Origin of the sequence: Bacillus siamensis KCTC 13613 (genome assembly GCF_000262045.1) — a bacterium.
GTDB classification, from domain to species: domain Bacteria; phylum Bacillota; class Bacilli; order Bacillales; family Bacillaceae; genus Bacillus; species Bacillus siamensis.
In genome coordinates this window covers 552,731-569,316 of the sequence record NZ_AJVF01000041.1, presented here as the reverse complement: position 1 = coordinate 569,316, position 16,586 = coordinate 552,731, and the positions used below count along the sequence as shown (strand labels likewise).

18 protein-coding genes are annotated in these 16,586 nt (G+C 47.9%); 6 read left to right on the top strand and 12 right to left on the bottom strand.

Features of this window, described 5'->3' with window-relative positions; translation table 11 throughout:
- Window positions 1-14: 14 nt before the first annotated feature.
- The 10 genes from prpB to ytaF all read right to left on the bottom strand — a co-directional run bounded on the left by prpB (window position 15) and on the right by ytaF (window position 9,596).
- Window positions 15-920 carry a methylisocitrate lyase gene (prpB, locus tag Y79_RS0118580; protein ID WP_016939025.1) on the bottom strand — a complete coding sequence of 302 codons (906 nt, stop codon included), beginning with the start codon at window positions 918-920 and terminating at the stop codon, window positions 15-17.
- Window positions 921-938: 18 nt separating this feature from the next.
- Window positions 939-2,366, bottom strand: coding sequence for a bifunctional 2-methylcitrate dehydratase/aconitate hydratase (locus Y79_RS0118575; protein WP_016939024.1), 1,428 nt, complete (start codon window positions 2,364-2,366; stop codon window positions 939-941).
- Window positions 2,367-2,391: 25 nt separating this feature from the next.
- On the bottom strand, window positions 2,392-3,489 hold the full coding sequence (gene mmgD, locus Y79_RS0118570; protein ID WP_016939023.1) for a citrate synthase: 1,098 nt from the start codon (window positions 3,487-3,489) through the stop codon (window positions 2,392-2,394).
- 24 nt (window positions 3,490-3,513) lie between these two features.
- Window positions 3,514-4,647: an acyl-CoA dehydrogenase gene (locus Y79_RS0118565; RefSeq protein ID WP_016939022.1), complete on the bottom strand. Its 1,134-nt coding sequence runs from the start codon at window positions 4,645-4,647 to the stop codon at window positions 3,514-3,516.
- Window positions 4,648-4,676: 29 nt separating this feature from the next.
- Window positions 4,677-5,528 (bottom strand): 3-hydroxybutyryl-CoA dehydrogenase, encoded by an 852-nt coding sequence (locus Y79_RS0118560; RefSeq protein WP_016939021.1) that lies wholly within the window; start codon window positions 5,526-5,528, stop codon window positions 4,677-4,679.
- Window positions 5,529-5,548: 20 nt separating this feature from the next.
- Window positions 5,549-6,730, bottom strand: a complete 1,182-nt coding sequence (locus Y79_RS0118555) for an acetyl-CoA C-acetyltransferase (RefSeq protein ID WP_016939020.1) — start codon at window positions 6,728-6,730, stop codon at window positions 5,549-5,551.
- A 137-nt stretch (window positions 6,731-6,867) separates the two neighbouring features.
- Window positions 6,868-7,605, bottom strand: a complete 738-nt coding sequence (locus Y79_RS0118550; RefSeq protein WP_016939019.1) for a glycerophosphodiester phosphodiesterase — start codon at window positions 7,603-7,605, stop codon at window positions 6,868-6,870.
- An 87-nt stretch (window positions 7,606-7,692) separates the two neighbouring features.
- Window positions 7,693-8,319, bottom strand: coding sequence for an N-acetylmuramoyl-L-alanine amidase family protein (locus tag Y79_RS0118545; protein ID WP_016939018.1), 627 nt, complete (start codon window positions 8,317-8,319; stop codon window positions 7,693-7,695).
- Window positions 8,320-8,338: 19 nt separating this feature from the next.
- Window positions 8,339-8,656 carry a hypothetical protein gene (locus tag Y79_RS0118540; RefSeq protein WP_016939017.1) on the bottom strand — a complete coding sequence of 106 codons (318 nt, stop codon included), beginning with the start codon at window positions 8,654-8,656 and terminating at the stop codon, window positions 8,339-8,341.
- Window positions 8,657-8,963: 307 nt separating this feature from the next.
- Window positions 8,964-9,596: a sporulation membrane protein YtaF gene (ytaF, locus tag Y79_RS0118530; RefSeq protein WP_016939015.1), complete on the bottom strand. Its 633-nt coding sequence runs from the start codon at window positions 9,594-9,596 to the stop codon at window positions 8,964-8,966.
- A gap of 147 nt (window positions 9,597-9,743) precedes the next feature.
- Between ytaF and Y79_RS0118525 the strand changes: the two genes are divergently transcribed.
- From Y79_RS0118525 to alr, 6 genes are all read left to right on the top strand, one after another.
- Window positions 9,744-10,376: a helix-turn-helix domain-containing protein gene (locus tag Y79_RS0118525; protein ID WP_016939014.1), complete on the top strand. Its 633-nt coding sequence runs from the start codon at window positions 9,744-9,746 to the stop codon at window positions 10,374-10,376.
- Window positions 10,377-10,668: 292 nt separating this feature from the next.
- Complete coding sequence (locus Y79_RS1000000121580; protein ID WP_162829239.1) at window positions 10,669-10,806, top strand: hypothetical protein; 138 nt, start codon at window positions 10,669-10,671, stop codon at window positions 10,804-10,806.
- Window positions 10,807-10,899: 93 nt separating this feature from the next.
- Window positions 10,900-12,018: an NADH-dependent flavin oxidoreductase gene (locus tag Y79_RS0118510; RefSeq protein WP_016939012.1), complete on the top strand. Its 1,119-nt coding sequence runs from the start codon at window positions 10,900-10,902 to the stop codon at window positions 12,016-12,018.
- Window positions 12,019-12,142: 124 nt separating this feature from the next.
- Window positions 12,143-12,355 carry a spore germination protein gene (locus Y79_RS0118505; RefSeq protein ID WP_032864884.1) on the top strand — a complete coding sequence of 71 codons (213 nt, stop codon included), beginning with the start codon at window positions 12,143-12,145 and terminating at the stop codon, window positions 12,353-12,355.
- Window positions 12,356-12,479: 124 nt separating this feature from the next.
- Window positions 12,480-12,692 (top strand): spore germination protein, encoded by a 213-nt coding sequence (locus tag Y79_RS0118500; RefSeq protein ID WP_016939010.1) that lies wholly within the window; start codon window positions 12,480-12,482, stop codon window positions 12,690-12,692.
- A gap of 185 nt (window positions 12,693-12,877) precedes the next feature.
- Window positions 12,878-14,059, top strand: coding sequence for an alanine racemase (gene alr, locus Y79_RS0118495; RefSeq protein WP_016939009.1), 1,182 nt, complete (start codon window positions 12,878-12,880; stop codon window positions 14,057-14,059).
- A gap of 141 nt (window positions 14,060-14,200) precedes the next feature.
- Here the strand turns inward: alr and spo0A are convergent, their stop codons facing one another.
- Both spo0A and spoIVB read right to left on the bottom strand, forming a co-directional pair.
- Window positions 14,201-15,001 (bottom strand): sporulation transcription factor Spo0A, encoded by an 801-nt coding sequence (gene spo0A, locus Y79_RS0118490; protein ID WP_003153177.1) that lies wholly within the window; start codon window positions 14,999-15,001, stop codon window positions 14,201-14,203.
- 279 nt (window positions 15,002-15,280) lie between these two features.
- Complete coding sequence (gene spoIVB, locus Y79_RS0118485) at window positions 15,281-16,561, bottom strand: SpoIVB peptidase (protein WP_016939008.1); 1,281 nt, start codon at window positions 16,559-16,561, stop codon at window positions 15,281-15,283.
- Between the last annotated feature and the right edge of the window lie 25 nt (window positions 16,562-16,586).

The window sequence follows — 16,586 nt, the reverse complement described above, 5'->3', positions numbered from 1 at the left end:
AAAAAAGGGCTTTTTCAGTCGTCAGGCAGTATCGTTTTTGCAATGGATTGATCCAGTTCTTCATAGTCATCGTAAGCGATCGTTTCATATAATTCTTTTCTCGTCTGCATATCGGAAAGCCCCGTTTTTTGCGAGCCTTCTTCTTTTATAAGGCGGAAAATACGCTCAAAAGCCTTGGCCGCCGTTCTGAGTGATGTGACCGGGTAAATGACCATGTGACAGCCCATATCGGAAAATTCTTCCGCACTGTAATACGGCGTTTTTCCGAACTCGGTCATATTTGCGAGAACCGGCACACTGGTTTGTTTGGAAAACGCTCTGAATTCGCTTTCTGATTGGAGCGCTTCCGGAAAAATAGCGTCAGCACCCGCTTTTATATAAGCGGCCGCTCTTTTTATGGCGCCCTCCAGCCCTTCCTGCTGTCTGGCGTCTGTCCTTGCAACAACGAGAAGAGTCGGCGCGGCCTGCTTGACCGCTTTGATTTTCTGCGCCATTTCTTCAATCGGCACGAGCTGCTTCCCATTCAGATGCCCGCATTTTTTCGGCAGGCGCTGATCCTCCATCTGCACGGCGGCTGCGCGCGCTTCATACATTTCTTTCGCCGTCCGGGCAGCGTTCAGGATACCTCCAAAACCCGTATCAATATCCACAAGGACGGGCAGATCAGACGAGCGGACCAAATCTTTAACCCGTTCAGCCATTTCCGCCGACGTGATGATGCCTAAATCGGGCAGCCCTCTGCTCGCCGTGTAAGCCGCACCTGATAAATAAAGAGCCGAAAACCCCGTTTTCTTGGCGATAAGAGCAGCCATCGCATCATGAGCACCGGGGATCTGCAATACATCCGGCGCTGTCATCAGCGTACGGAACCGCTCTGCAAGCTCCTCTTGAGACGACTGCCTGCTGACGATCCACGTCATGTTTGTCACCCTCCTATTTTATATGAGAAATAAGTCCATAAATTCAATAACGCTGAGCTGCTGCATCCGTCCGCTATGTCTGCAGGCTTCTTCTATTTTACGCTGCTGCTTCAATGAAAAATGAGTGCTGATGTTTGCTGAAAACTTGGCAAGAATATTCGGTACGGCTTCGTTTCTGCGGAACCGGTGCCCGAGCGGGTATTCACATTCGATCCGTTCCGTAGCTGTGCCGTCTGTAAAATGCACCTGTACGGCATTTGAGATGGATCGCTTATGCGGGTCTAAGTAATCCTTTGAGTACGCTTTGTGTTCCGTCACCTCCATTTTGCCCCGCAATGTATCAATTCGCGGGTCAGACGCCGTTTCCTCTTCATAATGATCTGCCTTTATATCTCCGAAAAGAAGCCCGATTGCCGTAATGTACTGCAGGCAATGATCCCGGTCTGCCGGATTGTGAAGCGGCCCTTTTTTATCGATAATCCGGATTGCTGATTCATGCGTCATAATCGTGATCCTGTCGATTTCCCCGATGCGGTCTTTCACCTGCGGATGGAGCCGGACCGCGCATTCCGCCGCTGTTTGGGCGTGGAATTCAGCCGGATAGGATACTTTAAACAATACATTCTCCATCACATAGGATCCAAGCGGGCGGGCAAGCTTTATTTCCTGCCGGTTAAATAATACGTCTTGAAATCCCCACACCGGTGCGGTCAGCGCCGTCGGGTACCCCATTTCACCTTTTTGCGCCACGAGGGCCAAATATACACCTCTGCTTGTCGCGTCACCGGCCGCCCATGATTTGCGCGACCCGGTGTTCGGCGCATGCCGGTACGTTCTGAGGCTTGAATTATCAATCCAGGCGTGAGATACGGCGTTATTGATTTCCGCTTTTGAGCCTCCCAGCATGTGGGCGCAAACAGCCGCAGTCGCCACTTTCACAAACAGCACATGGTCAAGCCCGACTCTGTTTAAACTGTTTTCTAAAGCGAGAATCCCTTGAATTTCGTGCGCTTTGATCATTGCGCGAAGCACATCGCGCACGGTAAGCGGTTCTTTCCCTTCAGACATTCTCACTCTGGAAATATAGTCCGCACAAGCTAATATGCCTCCGAGATTGTCAGACGGATGACCCCATTCCGCCGCAAGCCACGTATCATTATAATCGAGCCACCTGTTGATGCATCCGATATTAAAGGCGGCCGTGACGGGGTCTAATACAAAAGGCGTGCCCGGGACCCGGCTGCCGTTCGGTACAGTGGTTCCCGGGACAATCGGGCCGAGCAGCTTTGTACATTCGGGATAGCTGAGCGCCAAAATTCCGCAGCCTATCGTATCAAGAAGCACATGTCCTGCCGTAGTGAAAGCTTCTGAACTGTCAATCTCCTGATGGAGCACGTAATCAGAAATCTCTTCGATCACGGCGTCCATTCGGCGGGTTTCTGTCATGTTTTCATCTTCCTTTCTTATCTGTTTACAGGCGCGCTCCGGTATAGCGGACACGCGGGCGGAAAAGCCGGTTTCTGCTGTGCTGTTCAATGACGTGCGCGCACAGGCCGACGGTTCGTGCACTGAAGAATATAGGCGTGTACAGCGGTATCGGAATGCCGAGCATGTAATAGACCGGCGCTGCGTAGTAATCTAAATTCGGATAAAGGCCTTTTTTCTCCCGCATGACGGTTTCGCCGGCTTCACACATGTGATAGAGACGGAAATCCCCCGAGAGATCAGACAGCTTTTTCAATGCTTCTTTCATCATGAGCGCCCTCGGATCCATTTTTTTCATGTAGACACGATGTCCGAAGCCCATGATTTTTTCTTTGTTTGCGAGTTTCTGAGTTAACAATTGAATAAACCCGTCTGTATCCTTCGCTTCTTCAAGCATGTACATCACCGCTTCGTTCGCTCCGCCGTGAAGGTTTCCCTTAAGCGAGGCGACGGCTCCGGTGAGAGCGCCGTAAATATCCGATTGCGTCGAAGCGATGACACGGGCTGTAAATGTTGAGTTCGGCAATTCATGCTCACTGTATAAAAGAAGCGACCTGTCGAATATTTCTTCTTCCAAGGAGGACGGCGTTTTTCCGGTAATCATATATAAAAAGTTTGCGCTGTACGATAAGGTTCCGACAGGCGCTAAAGGTTCCTGACCGTTTATGACACGATAGCTGTTGACGGTCAGATTGGGCATTTTGCCTATCAGCCCGCGTACACGGTGCCGATTTACAGAAGAGGTGCGGTCATCAATATTCTTGTCAAAGCCGCCAAGTGCGGACAAGCCTGTCCTCAGACCGTCCATCGGATGAGTATGTTCAGGCAGCAGACGGCATATATGCAAGATTTCCTCGGGAAGGTCTCCGCCGCGCCGGATGTCATCTTCAAGCGCCGCCTTCTCTTTCGCATCAGGAAGTCTGTCTTCCAATAAGAGATGGACAATATCCATATAGCCGGCCGTTTTAGAAAGCTCGATCAGATCATGGCCTTTGATTAAAATCCTGCCCTGCTGTGTATCAAGAAAAGAAATCCCCGTTTCCACCGCAATGACGCCATCTAAACCGGGAGAATAAGATTCCATGGTTTCGCTCCTTTTCCGCGCTTTTTATTGAAGAAGATACTTAGAAATAATCAGCCTTTGAATCTCATTGGTGCCCTCATAGATTTGCGTGACCTTCGCATCCCGAAATAAACGCTCCGCGGGATACTCTTTCATATAGCCGTAGCCGCCGTGAATCTGCACAGCCTCCACTGCCGCTTTCATCGCCGCATCAGACGCGAATTGCTTTGCCATCGATGCTTCTTTTCCGCACGGAAGCCCGCGCTGATACAGATCAGCGGCATGATAGACCAATAGTTTGGCAGCTTCCGCATTCGTCGCCATGTCAGAAAGTTTAAAAGAGACAGCCTGATTCGAGGCAATGGGCCTGCCGAACTGGCTGCGGGTTTTGGCGTATTCCGCCGAGCAGCCGAGCGCCGCTTCGATAATTCCGAGCGCCTGAGCCGCTATGCCGATCCGTCCGACATCTAGGTTTTTCATGGCGATTGAAAAACCCTCGCCCTCTTCGCCGAGCCGGTTTTCAATTGGAATTTCCGCTTGGTCAAATTGCAATTCGACGGTATTGGAACCTAACAATCCGAGCTTTTTTTCTTTCTTTCCGACAGAAAAGCCGGGTGTGTTTTTTTCAACGATAAAAGCGGAAATCCCCTTTCTCCCTTTTCCCGGGTCCGTTAAGGCAAATGTCAGATACAGATCTGCCGCTCCGCCGTTTGTAATAAAGATTTTTGAACCGTTCAGAATATATGAACCGCCTTTTCGCACAGCCGTTGTTTTCAGGCTTCCCGCATCAGATCCGGATTGAGGCTCAGTAAGCGCAAAAGCCCCGACGTATTCGCCCGCTGCCAGCTTTGGAATATACCTTTGTTTTTGGGCTTCTGTCCCGAAATGCAGAATCGGGTTTGTCCCTACCGATGTGTGGACGGATAAAATGACGCCGACAGCCGCGCTGACTTTTGATATTTCATGAATCGCTAAAATGTAAGATGTTGTATCAGCCCCCGCTCCGCCGTATGCTTCCGGGACGGGGATGCCCATTAAACCCGCTTCTCCCATTTTTTTAATCAGCCGGTCCGGAAATTCATCGGTTGTTTCCATGATTTCAACCATCGGTGCGATTTCCTTGCGTGCAAAATCGCGCACCATTTTTCTCATCATGATGTGCTCTTCTGTAAAATGCACGGCTGCAGGCCTCCCCCATGATTTTTATGTCATCTGTTGTACTCATAAAAACCGCGCCCGCTTTTTTTGCCGAGCCAGCCGGCGCTGACATATTTTCTGAGCAGCGGGCATGGGCGGTATTTCGAATCTCCGAACCCCGCATAGAGAACCTCCATTATGGAAAGGCAAGTATCCAATCCGATGAAGTCGGCTAATGTTAAAGGCCCCATCGGATGACGCATGCCGAGCTTCATCACTTCATCAATCGCTTCCTTTGAAGCCGCCCCTTCGTAAAGGCAATAAACGGCCTCGTTAATCATCGGCATTAATATACGGTTAGATATAAAGCCGGGAAAATCATTGACTTCGACAGGCGTTTTTTTCATCCGGACGGCAAGCTTCTTTACTGTTTCAGCCGTGTCTTCCGACGTAGCAAGCCCTCTGATGACCTCGACAAGCTCCATGACAGGAACCGGATTCATAAAATGCATGCCGATTACTTTGTCAGGCCTTTTTGTGACAGCGGCAAGCTCCGTAATGGGAAGAGAAGACGTATTGCTTGCCAATACGGTATGAGGGGGACACATTTTGTCAAGTGTGCCGAGTAATTCAGTTTTTGCTGTTTTGTTTTCGGCAATGGCTTCTATTACAAAATCAGCATCTCCCGCTTCTGTGAGCGCTGCCGGGGAGATGCGGCTGAAAACGGATTCTGTTTCATGCCGTGTCTTGCGTCCTTTCGCCTGATCTTTCTCCAGATTTGTCTTTATGCGGTTAAGGCCTTTTGTCACCGATTCCGGCTCCACATCGTATAACATGACGGAAAACCCAGCTTCTGCAGCCGTCTGCGCGATGCCTGCTCCCATCTGACCGGCACCTGCGACCATGATTGTTTTCATCTTCATCTGACGCTCCCCTCGTTATATCAGTACACCTCCAGCAGGACGGCGTCTCCTTGGGCCGCTCCGCTGCATATCGCCGCTATGCCTAAACCTCCTCCGCGCCGCTTTAATTCGTATATCAAACTCATGATGATTCTGGCGCCGCTTGCGCCGATCGGATGGCCGAACGCGATCGCCCCTCCGTTTACATTCACTTTCTCCCGGCTGAATCCGGCAATCTTTTCGCTGACGAGCACGACGGACGCAAATGCTTCGTTTACTTCAAACAAATCAATATCGTCAACGGACAGTCCGGTTTTTTTCAGAAGCCGGCTGATCGCTTCTCCCGGTGCGCTGGCAAGCTCAGACGCTTCCAGTCCGACAGACGCAAAGCCAAGTATCGCAGCGAGCGGTCTGACATGCTGCTTCGCGGCCTTTTCCTCTGACATCAGCACAAATGCTCCGGCGCCGTCATTTACACCGGGAGCGTTTCCCGCTGTAACCGTTCCGCCGGCTGTAAAAATAGGCTTAAGCTTTGCGAGCTGCTCAAGGCTTGTATCAGGGCGCAGCCCCTCATCCTGCGTAACAGTATGCTGTTTGCCCTTTTTATCGGTCCAGGTAACCGGAACGATTTCTTCTTGCAATTTGCCCGTCTCAGCCGCCTCAGCCGCGCGTTTTTGGCTTTTAAGAGCGTAATTATCCTGTTCATCTCGGGAAATGCCGTACTTTTCGGCCGCAGCGCTTCCGTGGACAGCCATATGCACCTGATCGAACGCACAGGTCAGCCCGTCATGGACCATTAAATCCTGAAAAACCCCGTCTCCCATTCTTATACCCCAGCGGCCGGCCGGAATGGCGTACGGGATGTTGCTCATGCTTTCCATTCCGCCTGCAATCAGCACGTCGGCATCATTTGCCCGGATGATTTGATCACAGAAGGTAACGGCTCTAAGCCCCGATGCACAAACCTTATTAATGGTTTCAGCCGGAACGGACCATGGAAGCCCGGCATACCTTGCAGCCTGCCGTGCCGGAATCTGCCCCGCACCCGCTTGGACAACCATTCCCATCACCGCTCCTTCTGCTTCGCTTTCACCGATGCCGGCGCGCTTGATTGCTTCTTTTATGGCAATGCCGCCAAGCTCGGCTGCTTTTACCTCTTTTAATGCACCGCCGAATTTTCCGAACGGTGTTCTTGCCGCACTGACGATAACCGTTTTCCCCACACTTTTGCCTCACTTTCAGTAAAATAAAAGATAACGCTTACATAAAACGCCCTGTTACACTATATGAACCTCCTGATCACGTTATGATCGCCCCTCCGGTTTCTGCTCATAAAAAAAAGACTGTCTGAACAGTCTTCTTAATGGCGGCATTCTTCTTTTAAAGAAACAGCCAGCTTTGGATAATCGGTAAAAAATGCGTCTGCTCCCGCTTTCATCAGCTGCTTCATATCTTCCGGACGATTAACGGTGAACGGACGGAGCTTCACTTGGTGTTTTATTAGATGTCTGACCGCTTCAGGGCTGACCGCCGGCGTACCAAGCTTAGGATGATAACCTGAAGCCGGGATTGAAGCGAGATACTGTTCAGGCCGGTACAGCACATCCATCGTCAGCACCGCCCGTTCAATCTCAGGCGCCAAGGCATGGCAAAGCGCAAGGCTCTCATGATTAAATGAAGAAAAAATAACGCGCTTTTCCAATCCGTAATACCTGACTTTTTTGATCACTTCTTTTTCCATACCCTCGTAGCGGAATACACTGTTTTTCAGCTCAATATTGATCAGAAAATCGGCGCGCTCCGCAAAACGCAGCACGTCTGACAAAAGCGGAATTCTGACTCCTTTAAAAGAATCTTTCCATTTTCCGGCGGCCTCGGCGGTTCTGATTTTGTCATACGCCGTATCTTTCACAAATCCTTGTAAAGACGTCGTTCGGTCAAGGGTTTCATCGTGAATGACCACGATACGGCCGTCTTTTGTCAGCTGTACGTCAAGTTCGATTCCGTCCGCCCCGTCCTCAATCGCTTTTGTGAACGCGGGCATCGTATTTTCGGGATAGTCGCCCGACGCCCCCCGGTGGGCAAAAATAGTCGTCATATGTGTCACCTCAGGTGTTTGTCATCGGTTTTCTCTATTATAATCGTTATGCACGTAAGGAGGGCGCTATTTACACATATTTTACGATTATCGGCCGCTGTAATAGGTTTCGATTCCATTTACAATGGCGTCGGCAGCGTGTTCTTGCCCGTCAGCATTTTTCAGCTTGTCCGCATCTTGAGGATTTGTGATAAAGCCTAATTCAGCCAGCACACTAGGCATTTTTGAATATGTAATGACATAAAAAGGGGCTTCTTTTACACCTCTGTCCCTCATCTCTAGAGACGAGACAAGCTGCTGTTGGATATCAGAAGCAAGCCTTTCGCTGTCTGCTCCTTCATATGTTGAATTAAAATACGTTTCTGTACCCGATGCCGTCGATACGGCTGAGTTCGTATGAAGGCTGACGAATAAATCGGATTGGCTGGCGCTTGCTTTCGCCACCCGCTCGTCCAAACTCAAAAAAGTATCGTCAGTCCTTGACGCAACAGGTGTTGCACCTTCTGCTTCCAATTTGGCAGCTACCTTGTTTGACACCGCTAAATTGATGTTTTTCTCCAGCAGTCCATTTCCCCCGGCCCCGCTGTCTTCTCCGCCATGGCCGGCATCAATATAGATGGTCTTCCCTTGCAAAGGTTCGGCTGCATAAGCGGACGGCGCAAGCAGAAGAAGGGCGGCACCGAATGCAGCAGCGCTTTTTGTCAGTAGGCCCACGTTTTTTCCTCCCCGTTTTTCACATATCTGTTTCTTTTTTCAGTTCTTCAAGCCGTAATTGTCCATTGCTCTCTTTTTTATAGGTGATTTGCACCGCCGTATGTTCAGGCAGAAACTGACATTCAAGCCGCTTAGCAAAAGGCACCTTCACCTCGTGCCGCTCTCCGTCAATTTCCAGTGCGATCATATCGTTTCCGGCCGCTTTTATAAATGTTCCTTCCTGTGTAAATGACGGCGCCGAATCCGCCTCCGCGGTATACTCGCAGCCTGACAGCAGCCATGCAGTGAAGATCAGAAGGATGACAGACTTCACACAGATCACCTCACGTTTTCTCATTCGGCTTTATCTTTGTACAGAATGGCGGATTTGTAAAGGGCGCCTTCGTCCCTCCAGCGTTTTTCCATATTTGGAATAAAGGCTTTCTGACCCGCTGATTACCTGAACTTAGAAAGAAAGCGAGCTGATCCGTCCATGAAAAAGGTTCTGTCTTATGGCCGGATATGCAAAATTTAACGGAAACGGACGACTTTCTATTCATTTTGAAAAAATGACAGATCGGCAAAAAAAGAGAGCCCGTCATGCGCTCTCCCGAACAGAATGATTCATATTTATTTTGAGCTTTTCATAAAATGAACGGGACAACTTAAAAGAGCAGCGTATTGACGGCAATGATGAGAATAATCACTCCGCTCAGCACCGTGCTGAACTGTCCGACATGGAAAGAACCGATGCGCAGTGACGCAGCTTTTTTCCCAAGCATGCAGCCGATCCATATGGTCAGAAAGCTTCCGATCGCCGCAGTGATGGAAATGGCAGCGGGAGAAAGCCCGATCAGGCCCGCGCTTAATCCGTTGGTCAGCGCATTTGCGGATACGGCCACCCCGAGAACCATGGATTCCAATATACCGATTTCTCCCGAACCGTCAGCATCCGCTGTCTCCGGATTCTGCAGCAGACCGGCGAAACGGCCTTTTTTTCCAGATGTGTCAGCAGGCGCTGTATTTTCTTTTTTTCTCGGCACGGCCAGCAGGATGATGCGAATGCCGATCACAGATAAAATAAAAGCCGCCAGCAAAACGGGAAAAAAGCCCGGGAAAACGGCTGAAATCCATTTGCCGAAATAAATTCCGATATAACTGAATAAAAAACAGATAAAAGCGATCATTATATTTGATGCGTGCGATATTTTGATCTTTCTGATGCCGTATGACATCCCCACTCCTAAATTATCAATGCTCGAGGACACTGCCAAACCTAAAATCAATAACCAAGCCATGTTATGTTCTCCCCATTCTTTGATGTCTTTTCAACATGTTGTGCTGTTCCAATCTACACTATCCTATTCATCAGCACAGAAAAGGTACCTTTTCTGCAAAAATTATTGACTGATTATCATCATTCCGGCGGAAACGAGGTGACACCCTTGGCAGAAAATGAACATAAGACATTGGGCCCCCTTTTAAAATCACTGCTTGATAAGCACTCTCTCTCCATGAGAAAACTCGGCGCATTAGCCAACATTGATACGGCCACCATCTCCCGGATTATAAACGGCAAGCAGAAGGCCAATTTAAAGCATCTTCAGGAATTTTCAAAGCACCTCCGCACCCCGCTGGAGGAATTGCTTGAAGCGTCAGGAATAGACATCGGCCATGAAAAAGAGACTGCGCCGCAAGATCCGATGCACGCGATTCAGGATATGCTGAACATGGCGGAGATGTTTGATCAGCCTTTTTCCCGTGAACAAATTGAACGCGAGCTGACCAGATATGAACAATATGCCAAAACCCAGCAGGGCCATCGCCTGATTTGTGATGAGTTTCAAAAGAAAATGAATAATGAAGAAAGTGTCGGCCCTTTTATTGATCACTTGAAAAACATGCATCATCAATATATGGATGAATCAACACCGGCTGAAGACCGCCCGATTCTAGGGAGTGCGCTCCTGTATTATATTTTAGCGACAGACGTGATTCCGGATTACATGTTTCCGATCGGCTATCTGGATGACGCCATCGCCGTTCAAATCGCTTTGCATCGGCTGAAAAAAAAGTAAAGGCGCCTAAAAAGCGCCCTTTTTTGTTGAAAAATATGAAACACCGCATTACGGTTTTGTCAAAACAGAGACAGCTGTCATATGATACATTAACCTAACAAAAAGGAGGGTGTCTTCTATGGACAGCAACACAGTTGTGGCAGTGTGCGCTCTGTTAAGTGTTGTGATTCAGATCGGAACGATATTCGCCGCAGGAAAGTGGAAAAAAGAATAAAAAACAAATTTGACGGTTTTTTCACACAAGCGTATGCTTATAAATAACCTTGTAAAAGATAAGAAAGAAGATATGCATATGAAAAAAATCATTCTCCTATTCGCCGCCGCTGTCATATTCAGCTCGATCGGCCATCAAATTTCAGGCGGGTATAAAGACCCTGAAAAGGAACGGAGAAAACCGTTCCAGTCGTTTAAATGGTTCGGCCGGTCATAACCTCAGGAAGAAGAACAAGCAAAATAATTGCACACAATTAAAACATAAGCTAGAATACGGACGAGTTAAACTTTTAAGGAAGAAGGCGAAATAATGAAGCAAACATATAAACCGCTGTTTGAACCTTTTACGTTCGAAAGCGGCGTTACCATACCAAACCGTATTTCCGTTGCACCGATGACCCACTATTCCTCAAACGATGACGGAACGATTTCTGAACGTGAATTGAGCTACATTACTCCCCGTTCAAAAGAAATGGGCATGGTCATTACGGCATGTGCAAACGTAACACCTGACGGCAAAGCGTTTCCCGGCCAGCCCGGCATCTATGATGATTCTCACATTCCCGGCTTGAAAAAACTCGCTCAAGCGATCCAGTCTCAAGGAGCGAAAGCCGTTGTGCAGATTCACCATGGCGGATTGGAATGCCCTCCTGAACTCGTGCCGAATAACGACGTCGTCAGCCCAAGCGGTTCAGAAGAAGACGGCAGACAAACTTCCCGGGCTCTCACTGAACAAGAGATTGAGCACATTGTAAAAGCATTCGGCGAAGCGACACGCAGAGCGATTGAAGCCGGCTTTGACGGTGTAGAAATTCACGGGGCAAACGGATACTTGATTCAACAATTTTATTCTCCGAAAACAAATCAGCGCACAGACCGCTGGGGCGGAAGCGATGAAAAGCGCCTTGCGTTCCCGCTTGCAGTCGTTGACGCTGTCAAACAGGCGATTGATGCACACGCTGAACATCCATTTGTTCTCGGCTACCGTCTGTCACCTGAAGAGCCGGAAACGCCGGGGCTTACAATGAAAGAAACATTCATGCTCGCTGATGCACTTGCGGAAGAAAACTTGGATTATCTGCATATTTCACTGATGGATGTCAATTCCAAAGCCCGCCGCGGCGCAGATACTTCACGGACACGGATGGATTTATTAAACGAACGCGTCGGCCACAAAGTGCCGCTGATGGCGGTCGGTTCCATCTATACCGCGGACGAAGCGCTCGCCGTATTAGAAAGCGGGATTCCGCTGGTGGCTCTGGGACGTGTCATTTTAATTAACCCTGAATGGGCGGTGCTGGTCAAAGAAGGCCGCGAACAGGAAATCGAAAAAGCCATTAAAGCATCTGAAATTGAGAAATACCGACTTCCTGAACCGTTATGGGAAATGATCCAGAATACAGGCGGCTGGGTGCCGTTTGAAAAGTAATCAAAAAACTGCCGGACGTCCGGCAGTTTTTTTGTTTCATAACTTTTTACCGCTTTGTTTACTCCTATTTCTGATTTGCAGCGTACATATAGTAAATAGATTAATAGAAAGGAGACCGTATATGATGGCTGGTTTTCCTATTACGATTAACAGTCTTTCCGGAAACGGAGTTGTCAATGTCGGCGGGGCGTTTTCGATAAGCCCTTTAACCGTATCAAAAACCGTCTACGGCTCAGGAGGAGGAAATATAGGTATTGTTCTGCAATTAAACCAATTCAGCACGTCTCAATCTCTAAACTCGCAATTCTCTGATCAAAATGTAACGAAAACACTATGATATCTGTATTTCCCTCCCTTTCCGGCTCACAGCAGCCGGTTTTTTTTGCCGTTTTGTTTAATCTTATTTCATATTACAGCGTACATATAGATAGTAGACTGTGAGAGAAAGGAGAAAAAATAGAATGAGCGGTTGCCCGATTACGATAAACAACGTATCAGGAAACGGAGTTGTCAATGTTGGCGGCGCCATATCCATCAGTCCGCTGACTGCATCAAAAACCGTTTTCGGTTCCGGAGGGGGAAATATCGGCATTGTCATTCAAAACAATGCTGTAAGCCAGTCCAAAATGTTTGAACACCAATTTTCAGATCAGAATATTGTGAAGTCAATTTAAGGGCTGCCATGCAGCCCTTACTGCATAAATAAAGCAGGCGCACTGATTTCCCAAAAACTTGATTTTAAACATCAGCGGTCACCTTCTCATGTTTTGAATGATTTCAGTTCAGTGTGAATAAAATGCAGATTGAAAGCATGAAAACACGTCAGTACTGAATCTCATTAAGGAAAGAAGGAATCGCGATGAAAAAACTTTGCCGGGAAGTTTGGATTGAAGTTGACCTTGATGCGATAAAAAAGAATGTACGGGCGATCCGCCGCCATATTCCGAAGAAGTCGAAGATTATGGCCGTCGTAAAAGCAAATGCTTATGGCCACGGCTCTGTGGAAGTAGCGCGGCAGGCACTGGAAAGCGGCGCGAGCGAGCTCGCAGTTGCCAGCGTTGAAGAGGGAATTGTGTTACGGAGAGCGGGAATTAAGGCACCTATCCTTGTGCTCGGCTTTACAGCCCTCAGCTGTGTAAAAAAATCTGCCTTGTGGAATATAACATTATCAGCGTTTCAAGTCAGCTGGGTCAAAAAAGCAAATCAGATATTGGAAAAAGAAGCTGATTCGAAACGGCTGTCCATTCATATCAATGTGGATACCGGAATGGGCCGGCTCGGTGTACGCACAGAAGAAGACCTTTTAGCAGTTGTAAAAGCGCTAAAGTCGAGTACATACCTGTCGTGGGACGGGATCTTTACCCATTTTTCAACAGCGGATGAACCTGATACTGAATTGACAATGCTGCAGCATGAAAAGTTTATCAGCTTTCTCCGCTTTTTAAAAAATCAAGACATCCCGCTGCCTACTGTTCATATGTGCAACACAGCCGCCGCTATCGCTTTTCCCGAATTCAGCGCCGATATGATCCGTTTAGGCATCGGTTTATATGGACTATACCCGTCCGCTTATATAAAGGAGCTGAACCTCGTAGATCTCACGCCCGCACTCAGCTTAAAGGCGCGTATCGCTTATGTGAAAGCTATGGTGACAGAGCCCCGGACCGTCAGTTATGGCGCCACATATATCGCCGAACCGGGTGAAATCATCGCGACAATTCCGATCGGCTATGCTGACGGCTACTCGCGCGCCCTTTCCAACCGCGGGTTTATTCTTCACCGCGGCAGAAGAGTGCCGGTGGCGGGGAGAGTGACGATGGATATGATTATGGTCAGTTTGGGTGATAGTGAGGGCAAACAAGGAGAAGAAGTCGTCATTTACGGCAAACAAAAAGGAGCCGAGATTTCCGTTGATGAAATTGCCGAAATGCTCGGTACGATTAACTACGAAGTCGTATCTGCGTTAAGCCGCCGCGTCCCCCGCTTTTATATCAGAGACGGCGAAATCATCAAAGTATCAGCTCCCGTGTTATATGTGTAGATGCCGTAAATCCCGCTTTTATGCAGCATTAAGATTCCTCGGGCCGGAGGGATCTTCGTCAGAAAAACTCAAAACGCCTTCTCTTCCGCATTCATGCACGGAAAAGAAGGCGTAAAACGTCATCTTGCAATAAAGCTTGCGTTACGAAGCTTTATGCTCCAATCTCAGCTTGTCAGCAACCATCGCGATGAATTCTGAGTTGGTTGGTTTTGCTTTTGTCATGCTTACGGTATACCCGAACAGCGAAGAAATGGAATCAATATTTCCCCTGCTCCAAGCGACTTCAATCGCGTGGCGGATGGCCCGTTCTACACGGCTTGCGGTCGTGTTGAATTTTTTGGCGATGTCGGGATAAAGGACTTTTGTGATGCTGCCGAGGAGTTCAATATCGTTGTACACCATGGAAATGGCTTCCCGCAAATAAAGATAGCCTTTAATATGGGCAGGCACACCGATCTCATGGATAATGCTTGTAATGCTGGCATCGAGATTTTTCCGTTTCGGCTCCGGCTGGCTGCGAATGATGCTGCTTTGTGCAGACGGCGCACGGTGTGTGACGCTGCTGACATTTCCGCTTACCTGGCGGATATGGCCGACAAGGTTTTCCATATCAAACGGCTTCAGGATGAAATAGGACGCTCCTAAATCGACGGCTTTTTTCGTAACGTCTTCCTGACCGAATGCCGTCAGCATGATAACGTTCGGCTGTTTCTCAAGCTCTGATTCACGGAGCCGCTCCAAAACCGCCAGTCCGTCCAGATGCGGCATAATAATATCTAAAACGAGCACATCGGGATTTTTATCTTTAAACAAAGAAAGACATTCCTGCCCGTTATAAGCAACGCCGATTACTTCCATATCATCCTGTCCCTCTATATATTCACTCAACAGGCTTACAAGCTCTCGATTATCATCAGCAACACAAACTTTAATTTTCTCCACGTTTCTTCCTCCCCCAATGTATTAACAGGACACAACCTATTTGACTGCTACATGTTACATTCGACAAAACCACTACTTCCCCTTTTAAAAAATCCATATTTACCAATAATAGTGGAATATCTTTGTTTTTCTAGCATTTTCTAGGTTTTTCGACTAAAAATTAAGTTTGACAAATCAGGAAACGTGAATTTGTCGAAAAATCTTCATGTCTTATTTTACATGAATCCTGGAAAGAAGTGAAGAACGCGCACATAAAAAAACTGCCGGATGATCCGGCAGTCAGCTTGCTTTGTCTTTTCCATAAACATCAACACCCGCTTCAGAAAGCATCCATTCGATATGAACGCCGTAGCCGCTTGTCGGATCATTGACAAACACGTGGGTTACGGCCCCGACGACCTTCCCGTTTTGGATGATCGGGCTTCCGCTCATTCCCTGAACGATTCCGCCGGTTTTTTTCAGCAGTTTCGGATCGGTCACTTTTAACACCATTCCTTTAGTTGCCGGGAATTTTTGCGGAGTAGTGCTGACGATTTCAATATCAAATTTCTCTACTTTATCGTTTTCAATAACCGTCAGCATTTGCGCCGGTCCTTTTTTCACTTCATTTGACAAAGCAATCGGAAGCGCTTTGTCTGAGATGTTGTTTTTAATCGGCTGATGCAGTTTCCCGAAAATGCCGAACGGACTGTTGCGGTTAATATCGCCGATCGTTTTCCGTTCTGACGAAAACCTTGCCAGTTTTTCGCCGGGATTGCCGCCTTTTCCTTTTTCAATTGATGTTACAGTTGAACGGACGATTTCGCCGTCTTCCACAACAATCGGTTTTTTCGTATCCATATCAGAAATGACGTGGCCCAATGCGCCGTATTTTTTTGTTTTCGGTTCAAAAAATGTCATCGTGCCGATGCCGGCTGCCGAATCACGGATATAAAGTCCGATTCGATATTTTCCCTCAGCTTCGTCCTTTGTCGGAATCAGCTTTGTCTTGATTTTTTGCTTATCGCGTTTCACCAATAAATCCAAAGATTCCCCGGTCTTACCCGCTTTTTGAATAAACGGGGCGATGTCGCTCATTTTTTCAATTTTATGTCCGTTCATTTTAATAATGATGTCGCCAGATTCAATTCCCGCTTGTTCTCCCGGAGACTTTTTCCCATCCTTTGTCATCACCTGGTGAAAGCCGACGACCAAAACACCGACTGAATGCAGTTTTACACCGATGGACTGTCCGCCCGGAATGACCTTCAATTCAGGAAGGACACGCACTTTCGTTTTTTTAATGGGAAACCCGGCAAGATCATATACTACTTCTGACCGGCCTTGTTTTTGCCCTGTTATGCTTGCATGACCGTGCTCTTCTTTCAGCGTAAAGGCTTCTGATAATTCGCCCTTTTCAGCGCTTATTGATGCATTGACCGGAACGGCTTGTGTCTGGTTTTCAAAGACGCTCATTTCTGACGGTATCAGTAAATATTCTTTAAATGGCTTAAAAAAGCCTACACTTAGTAAAGAAACAAGGAGAATTACACCTATTGCTTTCCTCATGTTATCGTGCATTCATTCCTTCACTCTCCTCGCTCCT